Origin of the sequence: Levilactobacillus paucivorans (assembly GCF_001437125.1) — a bacterium.
Taxonomy (GTDB): domain Bacteria; phylum Bacillota; class Bacilli; order Lactobacillales; family Lactobacillaceae; genus Levilactobacillus; species Levilactobacillus paucivorans.
Window position 1 is genome coordinate 13,898 of sequence record NZ_JQCA01000069.1, and the last position, 16,367, is coordinate 30,264.

Annotated in this window: 16 protein-coding genes, 1 tRNA gene, 1 pseudogene and 1 riboswitch; of the genes and pseudogenes, 8 read left to right on the top strand and 10 right to left on the bottom strand. The window is 49.8% G+C overall.

What is annotated here, in order from left to right; genetic code table 11:
• Nucleotides 1-32 precede the first annotated feature (32 nt).
• Entirely contained in the window at nucleotides 33-1,016 is a 984-nt protein-coding gene (locus IV54_RS06435) for an asparaginase (protein WP_272947293.1), read from the bottom strand.
• A gap of 291 nt (nucleotides 1,017-1,307) precedes the next feature.
• Nucleotides 1,308-1,406, top strand: a riboswitch (purine riboswitch).
• A gap of 181 nt (nucleotides 1,407-1,587) precedes the next feature.
• Here IV54_RS06435 and IV54_RS06440 point away from each other — a divergent pair.
• From IV54_RS06440 to IV54_RS06460, 5 genes are all read left to right on the top strand, one after another.
• Nucleotides 1,588-2,907: a nucleobase:cation symporter-2 family protein gene (locus tag IV54_RS06440; RefSeq protein ID WP_083488542.1), complete on the top strand. Its 1,320-nt coding sequence runs from the start codon at nucleotides 1,588-1,590 to the stop codon at nucleotides 2,905-2,907.
• A gap of 246 nt (nucleotides 2,908-3,153) precedes the next feature.
• Complete coding sequence (locus IV54_RS06445) at nucleotides 3,154-4,050, top strand: ABC transporter ATP-binding protein (RefSeq protein ID WP_057878571.1); 897 nt, start codon at nucleotides 3,154-3,156, stop codon at nucleotides 4,048-4,050.
• Nucleotides 4,043-5,263: an ABC transporter permease gene (locus IV54_RS06450; RefSeq protein WP_057878572.1), complete on the top strand. Its 1,221-nt coding sequence runs from the start codon at nucleotides 4,043-4,045 to the stop codon at nucleotides 5,261-5,263. Before IV54_RS06445 ends, IV54_RS06450 begins: the two co-directional genes overlap by 8 nt.
• Nucleotides 5,264-5,277: 14 nt before the next feature.
• Nucleotides 5,278-5,649 carry a hypothetical protein gene (locus IV54_RS06455; protein ID WP_057878573.1) on the top strand — a complete coding sequence of 124 codons (372 nt, stop codon included), beginning with the start codon at nucleotides 5,278-5,280 and terminating at the stop codon, nucleotides 5,647-5,649.
• 57 nt (nucleotides 5,650-5,706) lie between these two features.
• Nucleotides 5,707-5,779, top strand: a tRNA-Ala gene (locus IV54_RS06460).
• Nucleotides 5,780-6,084: 305 nt separating this feature from the next.
• On the opposite strand, the gene IV54_RS12280 is transcribed toward IV54_RS06460, so the two are convergent.
• Nucleotides 6,085-6,180 (bottom strand): type I toxin-antitoxin system Fst family toxin, encoded by a 96-nt coding sequence (locus IV54_RS12280; protein WP_157054373.1) that lies wholly within the window; start codon nucleotides 6,178-6,180, stop codon nucleotides 6,085-6,087.
• Nucleotides 6,181-6,509: 329 nt separating this feature from the next.
• Here IV54_RS12280 and IV54_RS06465 point away from each other — a divergent pair, with 329 nt between their 5' ends.
• Nucleotides 6,510-7,235, top strand: a complete 726-nt coding sequence (locus IV54_RS06465) for an MIP/aquaporin family protein (protein ID WP_057878574.1) — start codon at nucleotides 6,510-6,512, stop codon at nucleotides 7,233-7,235.
• A gap of 55 nt (nucleotides 7,236-7,290) precedes the next feature.
• On the opposite strand, the gene IV54_RS06470 is transcribed toward IV54_RS06465, so the two are convergent.
• From IV54_RS06470 to IV54_RS06500, 6 genes are all read right to left on the bottom strand, one after another.
• A complete protein-coding gene (locus IV54_RS06470; RefSeq protein WP_057878575.1) occupies nucleotides 7,291-7,710 on the bottom strand; it encodes a GNAT family N-acetyltransferase in 420 nt (139 codons plus the stop codon).
• 81 nt (nucleotides 7,711-7,791) lie between these two features.
• The gene (pdxR, locus tag IV54_RS06475) at nucleotides 7,792-9,180 is read right to left on the bottom strand and encodes a MocR-like pyridoxine biosynthesis transcription factor PdxR (RefSeq protein ID WP_057878576.1); all 1,389 of its coding nucleotides are present in this window, start codon (nucleotides 9,178-9,180) and stop codon (nucleotides 7,792-7,794) included.
• 328 nt (nucleotides 9,181-9,508) lie between these two features.
• Nucleotides 9,509-10,312, bottom strand: coding sequence for a phosphate ABC transporter ATP-binding protein PstB (gene pstB / locus IV54_RS06485; RefSeq protein WP_057878578.1), 804 nt, complete (start codon nucleotides 10,310-10,312; stop codon nucleotides 9,509-9,511).
• An 11-nt stretch (nucleotides 10,313-10,323) separates the two neighbouring features.
• Nucleotides 10,324-11,211 carry a phosphate ABC transporter permease PstA gene (gene pstA / locus IV54_RS06490; protein ID WP_057878579.1) on the bottom strand — a complete coding sequence of 296 codons (888 nt, stop codon included), beginning with the start codon at nucleotides 11,209-11,211 and terminating at the stop codon, nucleotides 10,324-10,326.
• On the bottom strand, nucleotides 11,201-12,154 hold the full coding sequence (pstC, locus tag IV54_RS06495; RefSeq protein ID WP_057878580.1) for a phosphate ABC transporter permease subunit PstC: 954 nt from the start codon (nucleotides 12,152-12,154) through the stop codon (nucleotides 11,201-11,203). The genes pstA and pstC overlap by 11 nt, the downstream gene beginning before the upstream one ends.
• 88 nt (nucleotides 12,155-12,242) lie before the next feature.
• Nucleotides 12,243-13,133: a phosphate ABC transporter substrate-binding protein PstS family protein gene (locus IV54_RS06500; RefSeq protein WP_057878581.1), complete on the bottom strand. Its 891-nt coding sequence runs from the start codon at nucleotides 13,131-13,133 to the stop codon at nucleotides 12,243-12,245.
• Nucleotides 13,134-13,483: 350 nt separating this feature from the next.
• Between IV54_RS06500 and IV54_RS06505 the strand changes: the two genes are divergently transcribed.
• Complete coding sequence (locus IV54_RS06505; RefSeq protein ID WP_057878582.1) at nucleotides 13,484-13,834, top strand: hypothetical protein; 351 nt, start codon at nucleotides 13,484-13,486, stop codon at nucleotides 13,832-13,834.
• 126 nt (nucleotides 13,835-13,960) lie between these two features.
• Here the strand turns inward: IV54_RS06505 and IV54_RS06510 are convergent, their stop codons facing one another.
• Together IV54_RS06510 and IV54_RS06515 are read right to left on the bottom strand one after the other, a co-directional pair.
• Nucleotides 13,961-14,164 (bottom strand): hypothetical protein, encoded by a 204-nt coding sequence (locus IV54_RS06510; RefSeq protein WP_057878583.1) that lies wholly within the window; start codon nucleotides 14,162-14,164, stop codon nucleotides 13,961-13,963.
• Between the two features lie 63 nt (nucleotides 14,165-14,227).
• On the bottom strand, nucleotides 14,228-14,494 hold the full coding sequence (locus IV54_RS06515; RefSeq protein ID WP_057878584.1) for an HPr family phosphocarrier protein: 267 nt from the start codon (nucleotides 14,492-14,494) through the stop codon (nucleotides 14,228-14,230).
• A gap of 154 nt (nucleotides 14,495-14,648) precedes the next feature.
• Here IV54_RS06515 and IV54_RS06520 point away from each other — a divergent pair.
• Nucleotides 14,649-16,313, top strand: a pseudogene (locus IV54_RS06520) (PD-(D/E)XK nuclease family protein); the annotation flags it as partial.
• Nucleotides 16,314-16,367: the final 54 nt, after the last annotated feature.

Consider the following 16,367-nt stretch of genomic DNA (forward strand, 5'->3'; position numbering starts at 1 on the left):
GCATAGTCCCCCGCAAATAGCTCGTCTCCTGTTTATGAAACGGCGGTACTCATGAAGCTGGCTAAGCGGTCGCCAGTAAAACCGGCACTTAACGCCACCAGGAGCTTGATCCGCGCCTTCTGGCCGTTTAAGCCCTGGCACAGCATCAGCCCCATCTTTCGCAGTTCGATGCCGCCCCCTTGATAGTCATAGATATCTTCGGCGAAGCCATTATAACACCGGGACACTAAAACGATCGGAATCCCACGGTCTAGCAGGCGCTGCAGGGCCGGTAAGGTAACTGGCGGTAAATTCCCCGCTCCGAGGCCTTCAATCACTAACCCATTTGTTTCGTCCGTGTTCAAGGCATTAAAGAGCATCGCATCCATCCCGGCATAAGCCTTCAGCAAGTACACGTGATCGACGACGTGGTCGATGTCAGAGTTCGCCTGCCGAATGAGTTGCTGGAAATAGGCGGGACGGCCCTTAGCCACAATCCCAATTGGGCCAAACGTTGGCGTTCTAAAGGTGGACACATTGGTGGTGTGAGTCTTGGTTACGTAACGCGCCGTGTGAATCTCATCATTCATGACCACCATGACGCCATTGCCCCGTGAGGAGTCGTCTGCGGCCACTTCAATGGCGGCCCGGAAATTATACAGGCCATCGGTTCCAACCTCGTTAGAGGACCGCATAGCCCCTGTCACCACGACAGGAATCGTACTGGGGAGCGTCAGGTCTAAAAAGTACGCTGTTTCTTCCAACGTGTCCGTCCCGTGAGTAATCACGACACCGTCAATACCCTCAGCCGCAGCCGCGACAATACGTTGCTTAATCTTCAGCATTTCTACGGGCGTCATGTGTGGCGATGGCAGGTTAAACATTTCGTCCGTCACCAGGTGAACGCGCCCCTCTAGAATCGTTTCTTGTTGGGCAATGGGATTCTCACTGTTGGGCACGACCTCCCCTTGTTCATTTTGGGACATCGAGATGGTACCACCTGTATGGATGGCTAGGATATTCTTCACAACCGTCAACTTCCTTTCAAAAATATTTCTACCCACATTGTACCCTATTTGCGGTAGAATTTAGTTAGAATTAGGAGAGGATGACTGGAGATTGCCGAAAAAAGATGAAAGCGCTAACCCCAACCGCCCGGGGGTTCAGATTCATGCGAAACGTTACAGTTCCTCAGGAGGTCTCGCCGATTGGGGACCGCTGATGACCTGGTTTAAAGGCCTTTGGCACAAAGTATGGCACCGGCATTAGAAATTGCGCCGGGGTGTTGTTTTTTATTTTTTCTCGTGGTAAAGTAATCAACATTCTATTAAATTTAAATAGTGATTGCCTATATAATGCCAAGATAAGGTTGGCGAGTTTCTACCCAGAACCGTAAATTCTGGACTATAAGCAAATTGAGGACGAAACTCTTTTTGCCGATGAAGAGTCTTCGTCGGCCGAGTCTCCATTGCCCCCTTTTTGCGAAGGGGGCTTTTTGTTTGCCAACCCTTGGCTTTGTATGGACATCACGAGAAGGAGGAAACTTTCTTGCAGTCCACAAATTCCGCAACACCAGCGTCGCCATCCTCAAACGGTCAGTCCCTTTCCATGTGGAAAGCCGCTATTTTAGGCTTCCAACACCTACTTGCCATGTATTCTGGTGACGTCTTGGTTCCCTTACTTATCGGGGGAGCACTACATTTCAACGCCATGCAAATGGCTTATCTGATTAGTGCGGACATCTTCATGTGTGGGGTTGCAACCCTTCTCCAATTGAAGCGAACGCGGCTCACCGGGATCGGCCTGCCCGTCGTTCTCGGTTGTGCCGTTCAAGCGGTCACTCCGCTGAGTGCCATCGGGACCCACTATGGCGTCGGGGCCATGTACGGGGCCATCATCAGTGCCGGGGCCTTCGTCTTTCTCAGTGCCGGTTGGTTCTCAAAGATTAAACACCTCTTCCCACCCGTTGTCACTGGGTCACTGATTACCATCATTGGCTTCACCTTAATTCCCGTTGGTTTTCAGGATCTCGGGGGTGGAAACGTTGCGGCTAAGAACTTTGGTGATCCCAAATTTCTTCTGATTGGTTTTCTCACGATGGCCATTATCTTAGGTTTAAGCGTCTTTGCCAAGGGCTTCATGAAGTCACTAGCCATTCTGGCTGGAATTCTTATTGGCACGCTCATTGCGGGGGCAATGGGCATGGTCTCCCTCTCCGCCGTGGGTCAGGCCAGTTGGTTCCATCTGCCACAATTCTTCTACTTCGGCACACCCAAGTTTGAATGGTCTTCGATTCTGACCATGATTCTGGTTTCTCTGACCACCATGGTTGAATCGACCGGGGTTTTCTTCGCCCTCGCCGAAATTACTGGCAAGAAGATCGAAGAAGCCGACTTGAAACGAGGCTACCGGGCCGAAGGGATCGCCGTCATCTTAGGTGGCTTGTTCAACACCTTCCCCTACTCCACGTTCTCCGAAAACGTTGGTGTGGTCCAATTGTCTGGGGTGAAGACGCGCAAGCCCATTTATTTCTCGGCCCTATTCTTAATTCTCTTAGGCTTACTACCTAAGATCGGGGCCTTAGCAACGGTCATCCCCGATTCCGTTCTGGGTGGGGCCATGATCGTGATGTTTGGGATGGTCGGCGTTCAAGGAATTCGGATGCTCCAACAAGTCGATTTCAAAGATAACAACAATCTCCTGGTCTCGGCCATTTCAATTGGCCTGGGACTGGGTGTGACCGTCTACCCTCAGATCTTCCAAGCCCTTCCGCAATCCTTACAAATTATTATGAACAACGGCGTCGTTATCGGAAGCTTCTCGGCGGTCATCTTAAACGTCCTCTTCAACATGATGCCTCGCCGCGAGGTTAGGACGGCCCAGGCGCAGTTGAACACGACCGCGCAAGGTAAGTCACGGCACAACTAAATTAGATATTAATGGCTACCTTTCCCCTTAACATTGGCGGGAAGGTGGCTTTTTTGAATTACGCCTCAATTAACCGGAAACGGACTTGCGCTGTCTTAACAAAGTCACACTGGTCAAAATAGTTATGCGCTTTTATAAGTTAGGTATTAGCTAGTCTTAACTACTAGTTGTCCTGATCTGATTTTTTGGCGTGTTCCCGATCGTTCGCGTATAATAAGAACATCACCTATGAGGGGAGCTCAACCGATGCTCAGCATTCAACATATCAGTAAACACTTTGGCACCGTCCACGCACTCAACGACGTTAGTTTTGACGTGCCCGATGGCCAGATTTTAGGACTGATTGGTCAAAACGGGGCGGGGAAATCCACCACGTTTCATAGCATTTTAAATTTTATTACTTATGAGGGCACCATTACCTGGCAGGGACATTCCCTGTCCGCCAACGATTTTGATACAATTGGCTATTTACCAGAAGAACGTAGCCTGATGCCTAAGTTAACCATCGAACAACAGGTAGTCTACCTGGCTCGGCTCAAAGGACAGCCAGCTAAGGAAACCCGGGCCCATATCGACGAGTGGCTTCAGCGTTTCGCTGTCAAAGGTACGCGCAAGAGTCGGATCAAGGATCTCTCTAAAGGAAATCAACAGAAGGTTCAACTCATCTGCACCTTAATCCATCATCCGAAATTATTGATCCTGGACGAACCCTTCAGTGGTCTCGATCCCGTCAATGCCGATCTCCTTAAACAGGCCGTCTTAACGGCCCGTGACGAGGGGGCAGCCATTATCTTCTCCAGCCACGACATGGAACACGTGACCGCCCTGTGTGACCAATTGGTCATGCTGCGCAAGGGCGACGTCGTCTTGCACGGGACGCTGGCAGAAGTTCGGAATCAATTTGGTAAGACGGAACTCTACGTAACGACCGACTGGACACCAGACCGGCTCCAAGCACTGCCGGGCGTTGTCGCCGTGACGGTTCGTCAACCGCGGCAATACCTCTTGCAACTCAATGATCCCGCCGCCGGTCCAGCAATCTTTGAAGCCCTGACCGAGGGCCACTACATCGAGGAATTCAGTCAACAACCACCGACTCTCGATGAAATTTTCCGTTTGAAAGTAGGTGAAGACCATGCATAAAACCTGGATTGTCACCTTTGAAACTTATCTGCGCCAAATCAAGTCATGGAGTTTTCTCTTCATGATTCTCGGTCCCTTCCTGATGATTGGGCTGACCGTGGGAATCAGCTACGTCAGTGCAAACAGTGCTTCTAGTAGCCGCGAAGTCGCCGTCATCAGTGACTCACAACCTTTGCGACAGGCCTTCATTAAACAAAACGATGGTCTGAACACTAAGATCACTACGGTCAAGGCCGCTAAGCAGGCCCTGAAGAAGGACCATCTCGCCGGCTATCTGGTACTGAGCACCGATAATCAACAGTTCAAGGCCGATTACCACGGAAGTGACAGCATGGGCAGTAGCCTACGCGCTCAGACTCAAAACTTCCTGGTGACCTATCAGCAGGCTGCCAATTACCAACAAGCTAACCTGACCGCTAAACAGCGAAAGACGCTGGCTCGAACCCCGGCCCTCACGCAACATATTGCCAAGAAGACTGGGACCGCTAACACTGCCAAGAAGGTTTCCTTCTGGCTATTGGTGACCATGATCTACATCATCTTAATTACGTATTCCTCCATCGCGGCTCAAGAAATTGCCTCCGAAAAAGGAACCAAGATTATGGAAATCATCTTCTCTAGCACAACAGCGACGAGCTACTTCATTGGTAAAATCATGGGAATTCTACTGGTCATTCTGACACAGATCGTGGTCTACCTTCTGGGTGGCTGGGCTGGCTACCAATTTGCCATTAACAATGCCAAATTGAAGCCGCTCTTCACCGAATACCATTCGTTGATTAACGCCGTCATTCACAACCTTCTCAACACGAACCTTGTCTACCTCCTACTTGGGGTGGTCATTTACACCGTTCTGTCCGCGTACAGTGGCGCCATCGTTGCCAAGGCCGAGGATGCCTCGAAGGCCGCGCAACCCGTTGTGATGTTGAGCATGCTAGGCTTCTTTCTCACTTTCCCCTTCCAGAGCAACCTGGATGCCGTCTTCGTTAAAATCATGTCGTACGTGCCCTTCTTCTCATCCTACTTCATGCCTATGCGCATCATCAACGGTACCGCAAGTGGTCTGGAGCAAGGCCTCTCACTCGCAATTCTCTTAGCAGCAATTGGGCTGTTTGCCTGGTACATCGGCAGTCAGTACCAACGTTTAATGTTACAAACTGATTCAAAAAGTATTTGGCAACAGTGGCTTCACGGCTGGCGCCATCAAGATTAAGAAAGGAAATGGGCATGACTGAGCAGGAGCGTTATTATCAACCGAAGAATACCACGGACGCGTTAAAGGAAGTGCAACGTCTCTTTAACAGCTATCGAAGCGCCCCGTTGACGCAAGAACTTCTCACCTATCATGAGGGCCTGGTGCAGCGTCTGACAACCGACCTTCGTGAGGCCGCTCAAGCGGAACACCGCGCCGACCTGGTGACCGCTGCCGATGACATGGCGCAAGCCATGCGGGGCTGGACCACCGTTCGCTTGGCTGGAAAGCCTTACGTTGGCCGATTACGACACTTTAAGTTTGTTGCCGATGCTACCGGTCCCAAATTCAAGCGCAACGTTATCAAGACCCATGGCACTGGTGGCCACCGTAGTAGTCGTCACTAGACACCACTTACCCATTAACAAATTGTGACAACGTGCTATACTTAATGGGTAAGTTTCGGGCCCTTAGCTCAGCTGGGAGAGCGCCTGCTTCGCATGCAGGAGGTCGTCGGTTCAAATCCGGTAGGGTCCATTGGGTAACAAATACACAAAAGTTTTATGATCGCGTGGTGAAAACTGTTGGCTTAATTGCCATCAGTTTTTCTTTAGTTCACAAGCATCCTAAAATGGTAATTTGTCATAACTCTCGGCTATACAAACTTTCTTACTACTTGTGGGCATATAGGATACGGTTCATGTCATATCATGTTATAATAACTTTGCAAAGAAAACTTGAACAATTTGTTCACCAAAGCCCCTGACTATGGTAGTAGTCAGGGGCTTTTTTTACACTTATGTAGGCACAAGCGGGTGGGTTAGACGTTACCTAATATTGTTTTACTTGTGGCGTCTACCGTCTAACCAGTCCGTGAACAAGGCTATCAACAGCCCAACCACAAGTGGGGCAAAGAAAACTTGCAACAATTTACTCACCTCCCCACTGTTACCAGTGTGGGTTAGGTAACTGCTTAATTATGATTGAACCTCCTCTGAATTACCATGGATTGCCTCTACAAATATTTCGGCTATTTTATTATATATTATGCTTATATAAGCCTATTTGATGGGAAAGATTCCTTCAATTACCCAAGAGTCAGAATGTAATTTATTCCTCATTTTCATCATTATGCCAAATAATTGAAACTTTTCGTGAAAGCTACTCGTGATAAGCGTATTATAGGAATACCGCTGTTTTTTGACAACTAACTATGGTCATCGAAAAATAACAGTCGCCTAACTTATACTTATGTGGAGTTGAATTTATGCATTATTCATTGTTCATTCGGTGTCTGGCCGAATTTATTGGGACAGCCATCATGGTTGCCCTCGGTAACGGTTCCGTTGCCAACGTTGAGCTCAAAGGAACTAAAGGTTATCACGGCAGCTGGCTATTAATCGGTTGGGGATATGGGATTGGGGTCATGATTCCCGCCCTAATGTTCGGAACCATTTCCGGCGCTCAGATTAATCCCGCGATGACGATTGCCTCAGCCGTCGTCGGTAGTTTTCCTTGGCAGGAAGTGCTGCCCTATATCGCGGCTCAGTTGCTTGGAGCCATGTTTGGTCAGTTGACAATTGTTCTGGCCTACAAGCCTTACTACGATGAAACGACCGACGTAGAAGCGATCCTGGGAACTTTCTCCACGATTGATGCGGCAGGTAGCAAATTAAATGGCTTCATCAACGAATTCCTTGGAACCTTTATCCTGGTTCTGGGTGCCGTGGCGATGACCGCTGACAAACTGGACCCCCGAGCCGACTTCATTGGCCTTGGCTTTCTGGTCATGTGTCTGGTCGTCTCCTTGGGTGGTCCTACTGGTCCAGCGTTGAACCCAGCCCGTGACTTAGGTCCCCGCTTGCTTCATGCCATCTGGCCATTCCCCCACAAGGGAAGCTCCCACTTTTACTACAGTTGGGTCCCCGTCGTTGCGCCGATTGCGGGTGCGGTTTGTGCCACGGTGCTTTGGCAGGTCTTCTTAACAAAATAGCCCAAAATAAAACACGCTAACCAATTTAATTTGGTCAGCGTGTTGTCTCTACAATTTAAACCGTCCAGTCGGCGGGATCCAAGTGTTGTGGATTCTTCACATAGCCGCGAGAATCTTTGGTAAACCCAATCTTGGCGTAGAAGTCCTTGGCATACAACGAAGCCCACAAAACCGTGTGAAGTGTTTGACCTAATTGATCCTGCACCATCCCCAATAAATGCCGGGCAATCCCTTGGTGTCGGTAATCAGCATCGACTGCCAGATCCGCAATGTAAATGACATCAGCGTAATCCGTCAATCCCCGAACGTAACCAACCACCTTGTCGCCGTCCCAAGCCGTATATAAGAAGTCGGCATGGTCCAACATCCCTTGGAGCTTCTGATCGTCGTTGATTTGACGATGAAGTTCTGTCCGAACCAAAAGGTCCTTGAAACTTGCGGCATCTAACTTGGCATCCATTTGATACGTTATCATTTAATCGCCCTTTCTGATTGCTTAACTAACTCTCAGTATAGGCGGTTAATATGAAAGCGGAAGTGACAGTTGACCATGAGTTTAAGCGGACAGTTCCTTTAATGCCAATACTAGTTTGGCCACGCCTTGTCGGAACTCTGGCAAAGCAAAGTGGGCAAACCCCACAATGTAGTAACCGAGTTGTTTATCCTTTAACCAATATTGATCCATTTTTCGCAAATAAAGGTGATGCCGCTCTAAGATTTCATCGAACTTAGCCGTCGCTTGTGGCTTTTTCAAGCGAAAGACCAGATGAATACCGGCTTCCCCAAAATGAGCGTTAATGACTCCCTGCCGAACGAATGGCGTCAACTGTTGTTGGATAAAGTCATACTTTTGACGATTCAAGCGCAAGGATCGTGTGATGTGACGGCTATAAGCCCCCGACGACAAAAAATCTGCCGTAGCCGCTTGGATAATTGCCGCAACGCCGTTGGTTTCATAGGCAAATAAGCTCTGATAACTGGTCACCAACTGCGGTGGTAGCACCATAAAGCTGAGTCGTAACTCGGTCGAAATTGATTTGGAAAAGCCACACAAGTAGATGACTCGCTTGGCATCTAGTGAGGCCAAGGCCAGCATTGGTCTAGTGGACACCGAGAACTCACTGTCATAATCATCCTCGATAATCAGCCCCTGTTTGGCCCGCATGACAGCTAACAAAGCCTGTCGCTTGGCTAAAGGCATCGTTGGCCCCAAAGGAAATTGATGCGAGGGGGTCACGTAAACCAAGTTAACGGACTCTGATCGCAGATGATCAACGTCCATCCCCGATGTCTCATCCACCGGGATCAAGACCGGTTGTCCCCCCTGGCGGCGAACCGTCTCTAATCCACTGCGATAACCAGGATTTTCAAACCCGACCTTGAGTGGCGATTGGAATTTGGCCTGCATCAGCTGAGTCACCATGACCAATGACTCACTGTTGCCAGCGGTGATCACCACTTGTTCCGGCTGGCAATGTATCCCCCGCCGCCGGACCAATAGCGCCACAATTTCTTCTCGTAACGCGAGTGACCCTTGCCGCTGAATAGCCGTCTGAGGATCCCGTCGGTCTTGGTCTTGGATAGCGCGTTCCAACGACCGGTTCCAGGCAGTCTTGGCATGCGTTTCCAGCAGTGAGGCCGCGTAGCCCAGTGAAAAATCAAAGTCTGGTTGAACCAAATCACGGTCATGTTCACTGACAATTGGCAGCGTCGACATTGGTGTTTTCACAAAGAAGCCTTGCTGGGGTCGATTCTCAATCCGATCCTCCGCAACCAGCTGTTCATAGGCATTCTCCACGGTGCCTTTGGACACCTCCAGTTCAGCCGCCAATGATCGAATGGATGGCAGGCGATCAGTCAACTCACCCCGGTCCATTGCCGCAGAAAGCTGCTGAATCAGCTGTTCATATAAGGGCAGTGCCCCTTTCTCCTGTAAAAAGTACATCCCAAACCCTCCCGCTTCTCAAAGTCGTTACATTTATTCTACCAGTATTCATTGAGGCATGGCGCACTATGGACATAGAAGAGTGTGTAACAAAAAGGGCAGACGTTTCAACTATAGATATTCGGCACGCAAAAAGGGCCTGAGACTTGTGTCCCAGGCCCTTGTGTATCTCCAAATTCATATGGCCGAAACGTGCGTCATAAGGCAGCTGGTTCCGCTTAAAACTGGTAATCAAATAATCCAAGACCAGGATTATCTGATTACCAGCCTTAATGCTCGCCATCCAACCGCCTTCTGTCACACTCTTGACTAACATCTCTAAAATTCTCTACCCAAAACTTCCGGAAATATAATCTTGTGTGACCGGAATCTGGGGATTACTGAACATGGTTCCAGTCGGCGTGTACTCCATGACATGTCCGAGATGGAAGAAGGCACACTGACTACTGATTCGTGCGGCTTGTTGCATGTTATGCGTCACGATGATAATCGTGTATTGCTTCTGTAACTCCAGGAGAGTCTCCTCAACCTTAACTGTCGAGATTGGGTCCAGTGCACTACAAGGTTCATCTAGCAGTAACACATCCGGTGCCATGGCAATCGAACGGGCAATACACAATCGCTGTTGTTGCCCACCAGAGAGGGACAGAGCACTCTTGTCGAGGCTGTCCTTCACCTCATCCCAAAGCGCGGCTCCCCGCAAGCTCTTCTCGATGCGCTCCGTTAATTCGGTCTTATTCTTCACCCCATTTGCTCGTAAAGCGTAGGTGATGTTTTCCCGAATTGATTTGGCAAATGGATTTGGTCGTTGGAAGACCATCCCGATGTGCCGCCGGATTTCATAGATGTTCACGTTCGGTTCGTTGATATCGACACCGTGATACCAGATTTTTCCCGTCACCGTGGCGATCGTATCATTCATTCGATTCAACGAACGCAGGTAGGTGGACTTCCCGGACCCCGAAGCGCCAATGAGCGCCGTAATCTGATTCTTAGGAAATGCCAGATTGGCATCGTGCATGGCGTGATTGGTGCCGTAGAAGACCTGCAAGTCCTCCGTCTTCAACGCCAGTGAAGTCTGGGCGTCAAAGGTCTGCACAGCAGTCTTATCAAATGAGTATTGTTTAAGCATCGTCACACCCCCTACTTGCTAGCCGTAACCCGACGATACAGGTACGACCCGAGAACCCGTGCGCCCAGGTTAAAGAGCAGCACAGCAATAATCAGAACAGCGGACGCAGCGGCGGACAAGGCCGCGGCGTTGCTCGCTAACCCTTCCGTATTCATCTTCCAAATGTGGACCGCCAATGTCTCGGCTGGTCGGAATGGATTAAGCGGACTCGCCGCATCCATTGGATTCCAATCGGCGAAGTTGGTCACTGGCGCACTTTGCCCAGCCGTGTAAATCAAGGCTGCGGCTTCCCCAAACACTCGACCGGCACTCAGAACCACCCCGGTCACAATCCCTGGCAGTGCCACGGGGAGAATGATTCCCACTTCAGTCTTCCATTTGGACAGGCCCAAGGAAAGACCAGCTTCCCGTTGGCTACGCGGCACGGCACTGAGTGATTCTTCAATATTCCGCGTCAACAGCGGCAGGTTGAAGAAGGTTAAGGCAATGGCCCCCGAAATAACGGAGAACCCAATCTTGAACTTAACGACAAACAGTAAGAACCCAAACAATCCAACAACGACGGATGGTAAGGAACTAAGAACTTCAATGGCTGACCGAATGAGACTGGTCCGCCAGTTATCCTTCGCGTATTCGGCCAGGTAGATCCCCGCCCCCAATGAAATGGGAATGGAAATCAACATGGTCAAGACTAACAGGTAGAAGGAATTGAACAGTTGGACCCCAATGCCGCCGGTGCCATCAAAGGAATCCGTGGCCCCAGTCAAGAAACTCCAGCTAACGTGTGGCAGGCCTTTAATGAGAATGTAGGCCAACAGGAAGAAGAGAATCCCAACCACGATGGCGACAATGAGGTCAATGATTACCGTGGCAATCATGTCTTTACGTTTAGCGTTCATGTTTGAGTTGCCCCCTCTTTGCGATGACCCGTACCAGGGCGTTGAAGAATAGTGACATGAGTAACAGAATCAGAGCTAATGACCACAGGGCGTTGTTTGGCAACGTCCCATCAATGGTGTCCCCAATTCCCGTCGTCAATTGACTGGTCAGCGTTGAAGCCGCCGAAATCAAGTCTTTAGGCATGACGGCCGCGTTCCCGATCACCATTTGAACGGCTAAGGCTTCCCCAAAAGCCCGAGCCATCCCGAAGATCACGGCGGTTAAAATTCCAGGTGTGGCGGACCGAAGAATAACCTTAGATACCGTCTGCCAACGTGTCGCTCCCAAAGCGAGTGACGCTTCCTTGTAGTAACGCGGGACTGCTCGTAGACTATCGACGGTCATTGACGTAATCGTTGGCAACACCATCACAAACAGCACGAAGGTTGCCGAGATAATTCCAAATCCGGAACCCCCGACCAGGTGCCGCATGAATGGCACCACAACTGCCAGTCCGATGAACCCGTAGACTACGGAAGGAATCCCAACCAGTAATTCAATCACGGGTTGTAGGAACTTTCGACCCTTGTTAGGTGAAATTTCTGTCATGAAGATGGCGGTCCCAACCGCGAATGGTGTTGCCACAATTGCGGCAGCGAACGTCACGGCAAAGGACCCCACGATCATGGGTAAGGCGCCAATCTTGCCTTGACTGGGCGACCAGTCGGTACCCGACAGGAACTTCCAAAGGCTGACGTGGTTCTGCGTAAAGGTCGCGATTCCTTTTGAAGTGATAAACCACAGCATCGAAGCCACGACCAGGATGATTACCCCAATACAGAGATAACTGATCCCCCGGCCGATCCAATCCTCGCGAGTCGCTCGGGTGGCATGGTGTAGTCGCTTGGACCATTCCTGTGATTGGGTATCTTGTTTCTTAAGTTGAAAATTTGTTTGCTCCATAAGTTGACTCCCCCCTTTTAAAAAAGGTGAAAGTGCTTCGACCGCACCTTCACCCCATTTCAACATCTTCTAAATCTACGCTGGATGCTTAGTTCTGGGTAACGACACCCTTAGCGTCCTTCGTCACTTTCATGTCATGGATACTGATGTAACCCATGTCCTTAACCAAGCTGTCTTGAACGGTCTTGGAATCCATGTACTTCAGGAAGGCCGTGGTTGCCTTGTCAGGCGTGCCCTTCGTGTACATGTGTTCGTAGGACCAGATCTTCCACTTGTTCGTTTCAACGTTGTTGTCGGTTGGCGTCACGTTGTCGATAGAAACGGCTTGGAGCTTGTTGGTGAAGTATGAGAAGGCCAAGTAACTTACGGCCCCTGGCGTCGTTGCAACGATCTTTTGAACGGCACCGTTGGAGTCTTGTTCTTGAGACTTCACAGCGTCAGTGCCCTTTAATACGGCATTTTCAAACGTTGCTCGAGTCCCACTACCTTGGGCCCGGTTGATGATGACAATCTTTTCATCCTTACCGCCAACTTCTTTCCAATTGGTAATCTTTCCGGTAAAGATTTGCTTCAACTGTGCCATCTTTAAGTTCTTAATCCCGGTATCTTTGTTGACAACTGGGGCCATCCCCACGACCGCAACCTTGTGGTCGGTCAACTTGTCAGCCTTGATGCCGTCTTTTTCTTCGGCAAAAATGTCAGAATCACCAATAGAAACCGCACCGGCTTGGACTTGGCTCAGCCCAGTTCCGGAACCACCACCTTGAACAGTCAGGTTAACCTTGCTGTTCTTGGCAGTGAAGTTTGACCCGGCCTTAGCGGCTAATGGTTGTAACGCCGTCGAACCAACGGCCGTAACCTTTCCTGAAAGTGCTGCGCTACTTTCCTTACTGCTAGTCGAACTAGTGGCCTTGCCACACCCAACTAAAAGTAAACTAATTGCTGCAATCCCCATTGCTAACTTTGATCCCTTATTCATCTCTGTCACTCCATGTCTTTGAGATAGTAGAACCATCCAAAGCCAAATTGCACCCCGAATGCCTCCCCTTAACTTACAACCCTGATTCTAAGCGATGAATATATAGTAATCGTCGCAATCGTGTAAATTTTCGGTAAATGTTGGGGAAATTCGCATAAATTTTCTAATAATCGGATAGTTAATACCCAAACGCGATTATTATGGCAATTAGTTCGACGATATGTTAACGTTTTACCTCGAGATGACTTTTTATCATTGGGTCACTTGTTAATCCGACTGAACATCGACCAAGGAGAATAATTGCGTGATTAAAGTCGAATGACTAGAATGAAGCTAAGGGGTGATCACAAGTGGCAAAAAAAAGTGAAAAACAAGCACGGCAAGCGATTATCATTGATATGAATGACTTTCTCATGGACTATGCCGCCATTAAATTAGGTAAACAGCACGACCTGGCACAACGTGTTTCGGCCGCTGCTAAGGATGATCTGACCAAACTCGACGATCTCTTTAAGGACAACGGAATCGGCCGACGAACCAAGTATTTGGATCTCGCTGCTGGTTTCTTGCGCGACGAAGCCGATGCCGAAGGTGACGCCGACAGCCAAAACTTTGATCAAGAAAGCCAACAATTAGGGCAAGAAGCCATGGCCTACCTCGCCAGCCACGCCCAGGACTTTGATCGCTGGGAAGAAGAATAGCGTTCGAGACAAGGTTGTTGGCCAAATTTAAGCGATGCTAACCAGCTAGTCTCACGCGTTTCAGCAATAAATAGTGAACATAAAAAAATTGGCCCACGACAAGAACGTCGCGGTCCAATTTTTTTGTTATTGCCACTGCCACAGATCCGCCTTCATTTGCGTGGCGATAATCTTGGACAGCATATCAATCAATTGATCAGGCATATAGGTTGCCGCGTCAAATGACGTGGTCTGCCCGTTAATTTCAGTAATAATCAATCCCTCATGGGCTAACTGTAACCCGTACTTGGGGGCAATCTGACAGAGTCTATCGACCTGCTCTTCATTCATGGGACATCCCTCGCTTCATTTCATTAAGTCGAGCTTAACGAATCCAAACGAGTGGGTCAAGGCCTAGTAATCGCAATACTTGTCCTTGACGAGTTGTTGATGAATGGCGGTCGCTAACTGGGCTTCATCAGGGCCATCCGTGACGACTCGAATAAATTTACCACCATAATTACCAAGTGTTGCAAGCTCAACTTGTTCTCGGGGATTAATTTCGATGTCACGAACTCTAATCGTGGCCTTACTCGTGTGTCGTTGACAGATCCGTTGAAGCGCAGACGCTTCATCAATTGCAGTTATCTCTTCGTGTAGCGGAAAGCCAATGGTTTTCATCCAATATCACCTCGCTCTCTATTGTAAGCGATTTCATAGATTTTGCCAATCCCCGCGACTCACTTTTCGCACCCGCCAACCAATCGCGAACACGCGTTCAAACCCGTCGCAAAATGTGGTATGCTGATTATCAGCAAACGGAGGTGACGAATGGATGCCAATCAAATTAGGGGTACGCGAATTAATCGAATTCACTTTACGAACTGGCGACCTGGGCACGACCAGTAATAGCCAAAACACGGCGTTATTGGGCGCCCGCATCCATCGTCGCCTACAGAAACAGCGGGGGGCCGACTACCAGAAGGAATACTATCTGGATAAGACGCTCACCCTCAATAATAACGAGTACCTGCTCCACGGACGGGCAGACGGCGTGACACTGACGGATGGCCAGGCCAGTATCGAGGAAATCAAAACTTCCGAAACGGTCTTCGCCAATCTCAGCACCAACACCCTCACGCTCTACTGGGGACAGGTCAAGCTCTACGCCTATCTCTTAATGGATCATGAACCCGACTTGGACCAGGTCACCCTGACCCTGACCTACTTTCAAACCAATACGGAAACGACCACGCAGACGGATCAGACCATCACCCGGCAGGAAGCTCAAGAATTCTTCGACAAGGTCATCGATGAGTACGTCACCTGGCTCAAATTCAGGTCGGACCTCCGCGATCGCCGCGACCCCACCATTCAGCAGCTCACCTTTCCCTTTGGTCACTATCGCCCGGGGCAACGTGAGCTCGCCGTCGCCGTGTACAAAACAATTCTCACCAGCAAACGGCTCTTCGCTGAGGCCCCGACCGGGACTGGGAAAACCATTTCGACACTTTTCCCCACGATTAAAGCCATTGGTGAAGGCGTCATCCAGCGAATCTTCTATCTCACTGCTAAACAAAGTACCCGGTCTGTCGCCGAAGAAGCCCTCGATCTCATGGCCTCACAGGGACTCCTACTCAAGAGCATCACCCTGACGGCCAAGGCCAAGATCACCTTCCCGGAAGAAGCCGATTTGTTACCAGAAGAGAATCCTTACATGCTAGGTTACTATGATCGCTTGAAGCCAGCACTCCTGGATCTCATTCAGAATAACGATCAGCTGACCCGACCCGTGATCGAAACCTATGCCCGCAAACACATCCTCGATCCCTTTGAATTTCAATTGGATGCGAGCCTCTTTTGTGATGTCATCATCGGGGACTACAACTACCTCTTCGACCCGCAAGTCCACTTACAGCGATTCTTTACGACCGAGGATCCCGATAACTTCTTTCTGATCGATGAAGCCCACAACCTGGTCAGTCGCTCACGTGATATGTACTCCGCCGAGTTAACTACGCGGCCTCTCGACCAGCTCATCGAACAAAGTCGCGACCTGGATCAGGCCACGCCAAAACTCCGACGTCGCTTACAGGATCTGCGAGCCACCTTTAGTGATATCGCGGCCCCACTCCTGGCCGATGGCCGCGATGACAGTACCTTCCTAACGCCTCCCGAAGCAATCGACCATGACCTCGGTCGGCTGGTGGAAGCCATTCACGACTGGCTTGTTGACCAACCGCACACGCCCTTTACCCAAGCTATTCTGGATTACTACTTTGCGGCTATCAGCTACCAGCGGATTGGCGACTACTACGACGACACCTACCGTATGCGACTCACCATCGCAGATGGCAACATCACACTCAAGCAACTCTGTCTCGACCCCAGTGCTTTTCTGTCAGACAGTCTGGCTCTGGGTCACGGTGCCGTTCTTTTCTCGGCGACCCTTTCACCGATGGACTATTATCAACGGGTTCTTGGGGGGAATGAGGACAGCCGAGAGCGTAAAATATCTTGTGTAAATGCATAAAAGATTTCTGAATTGTATAGA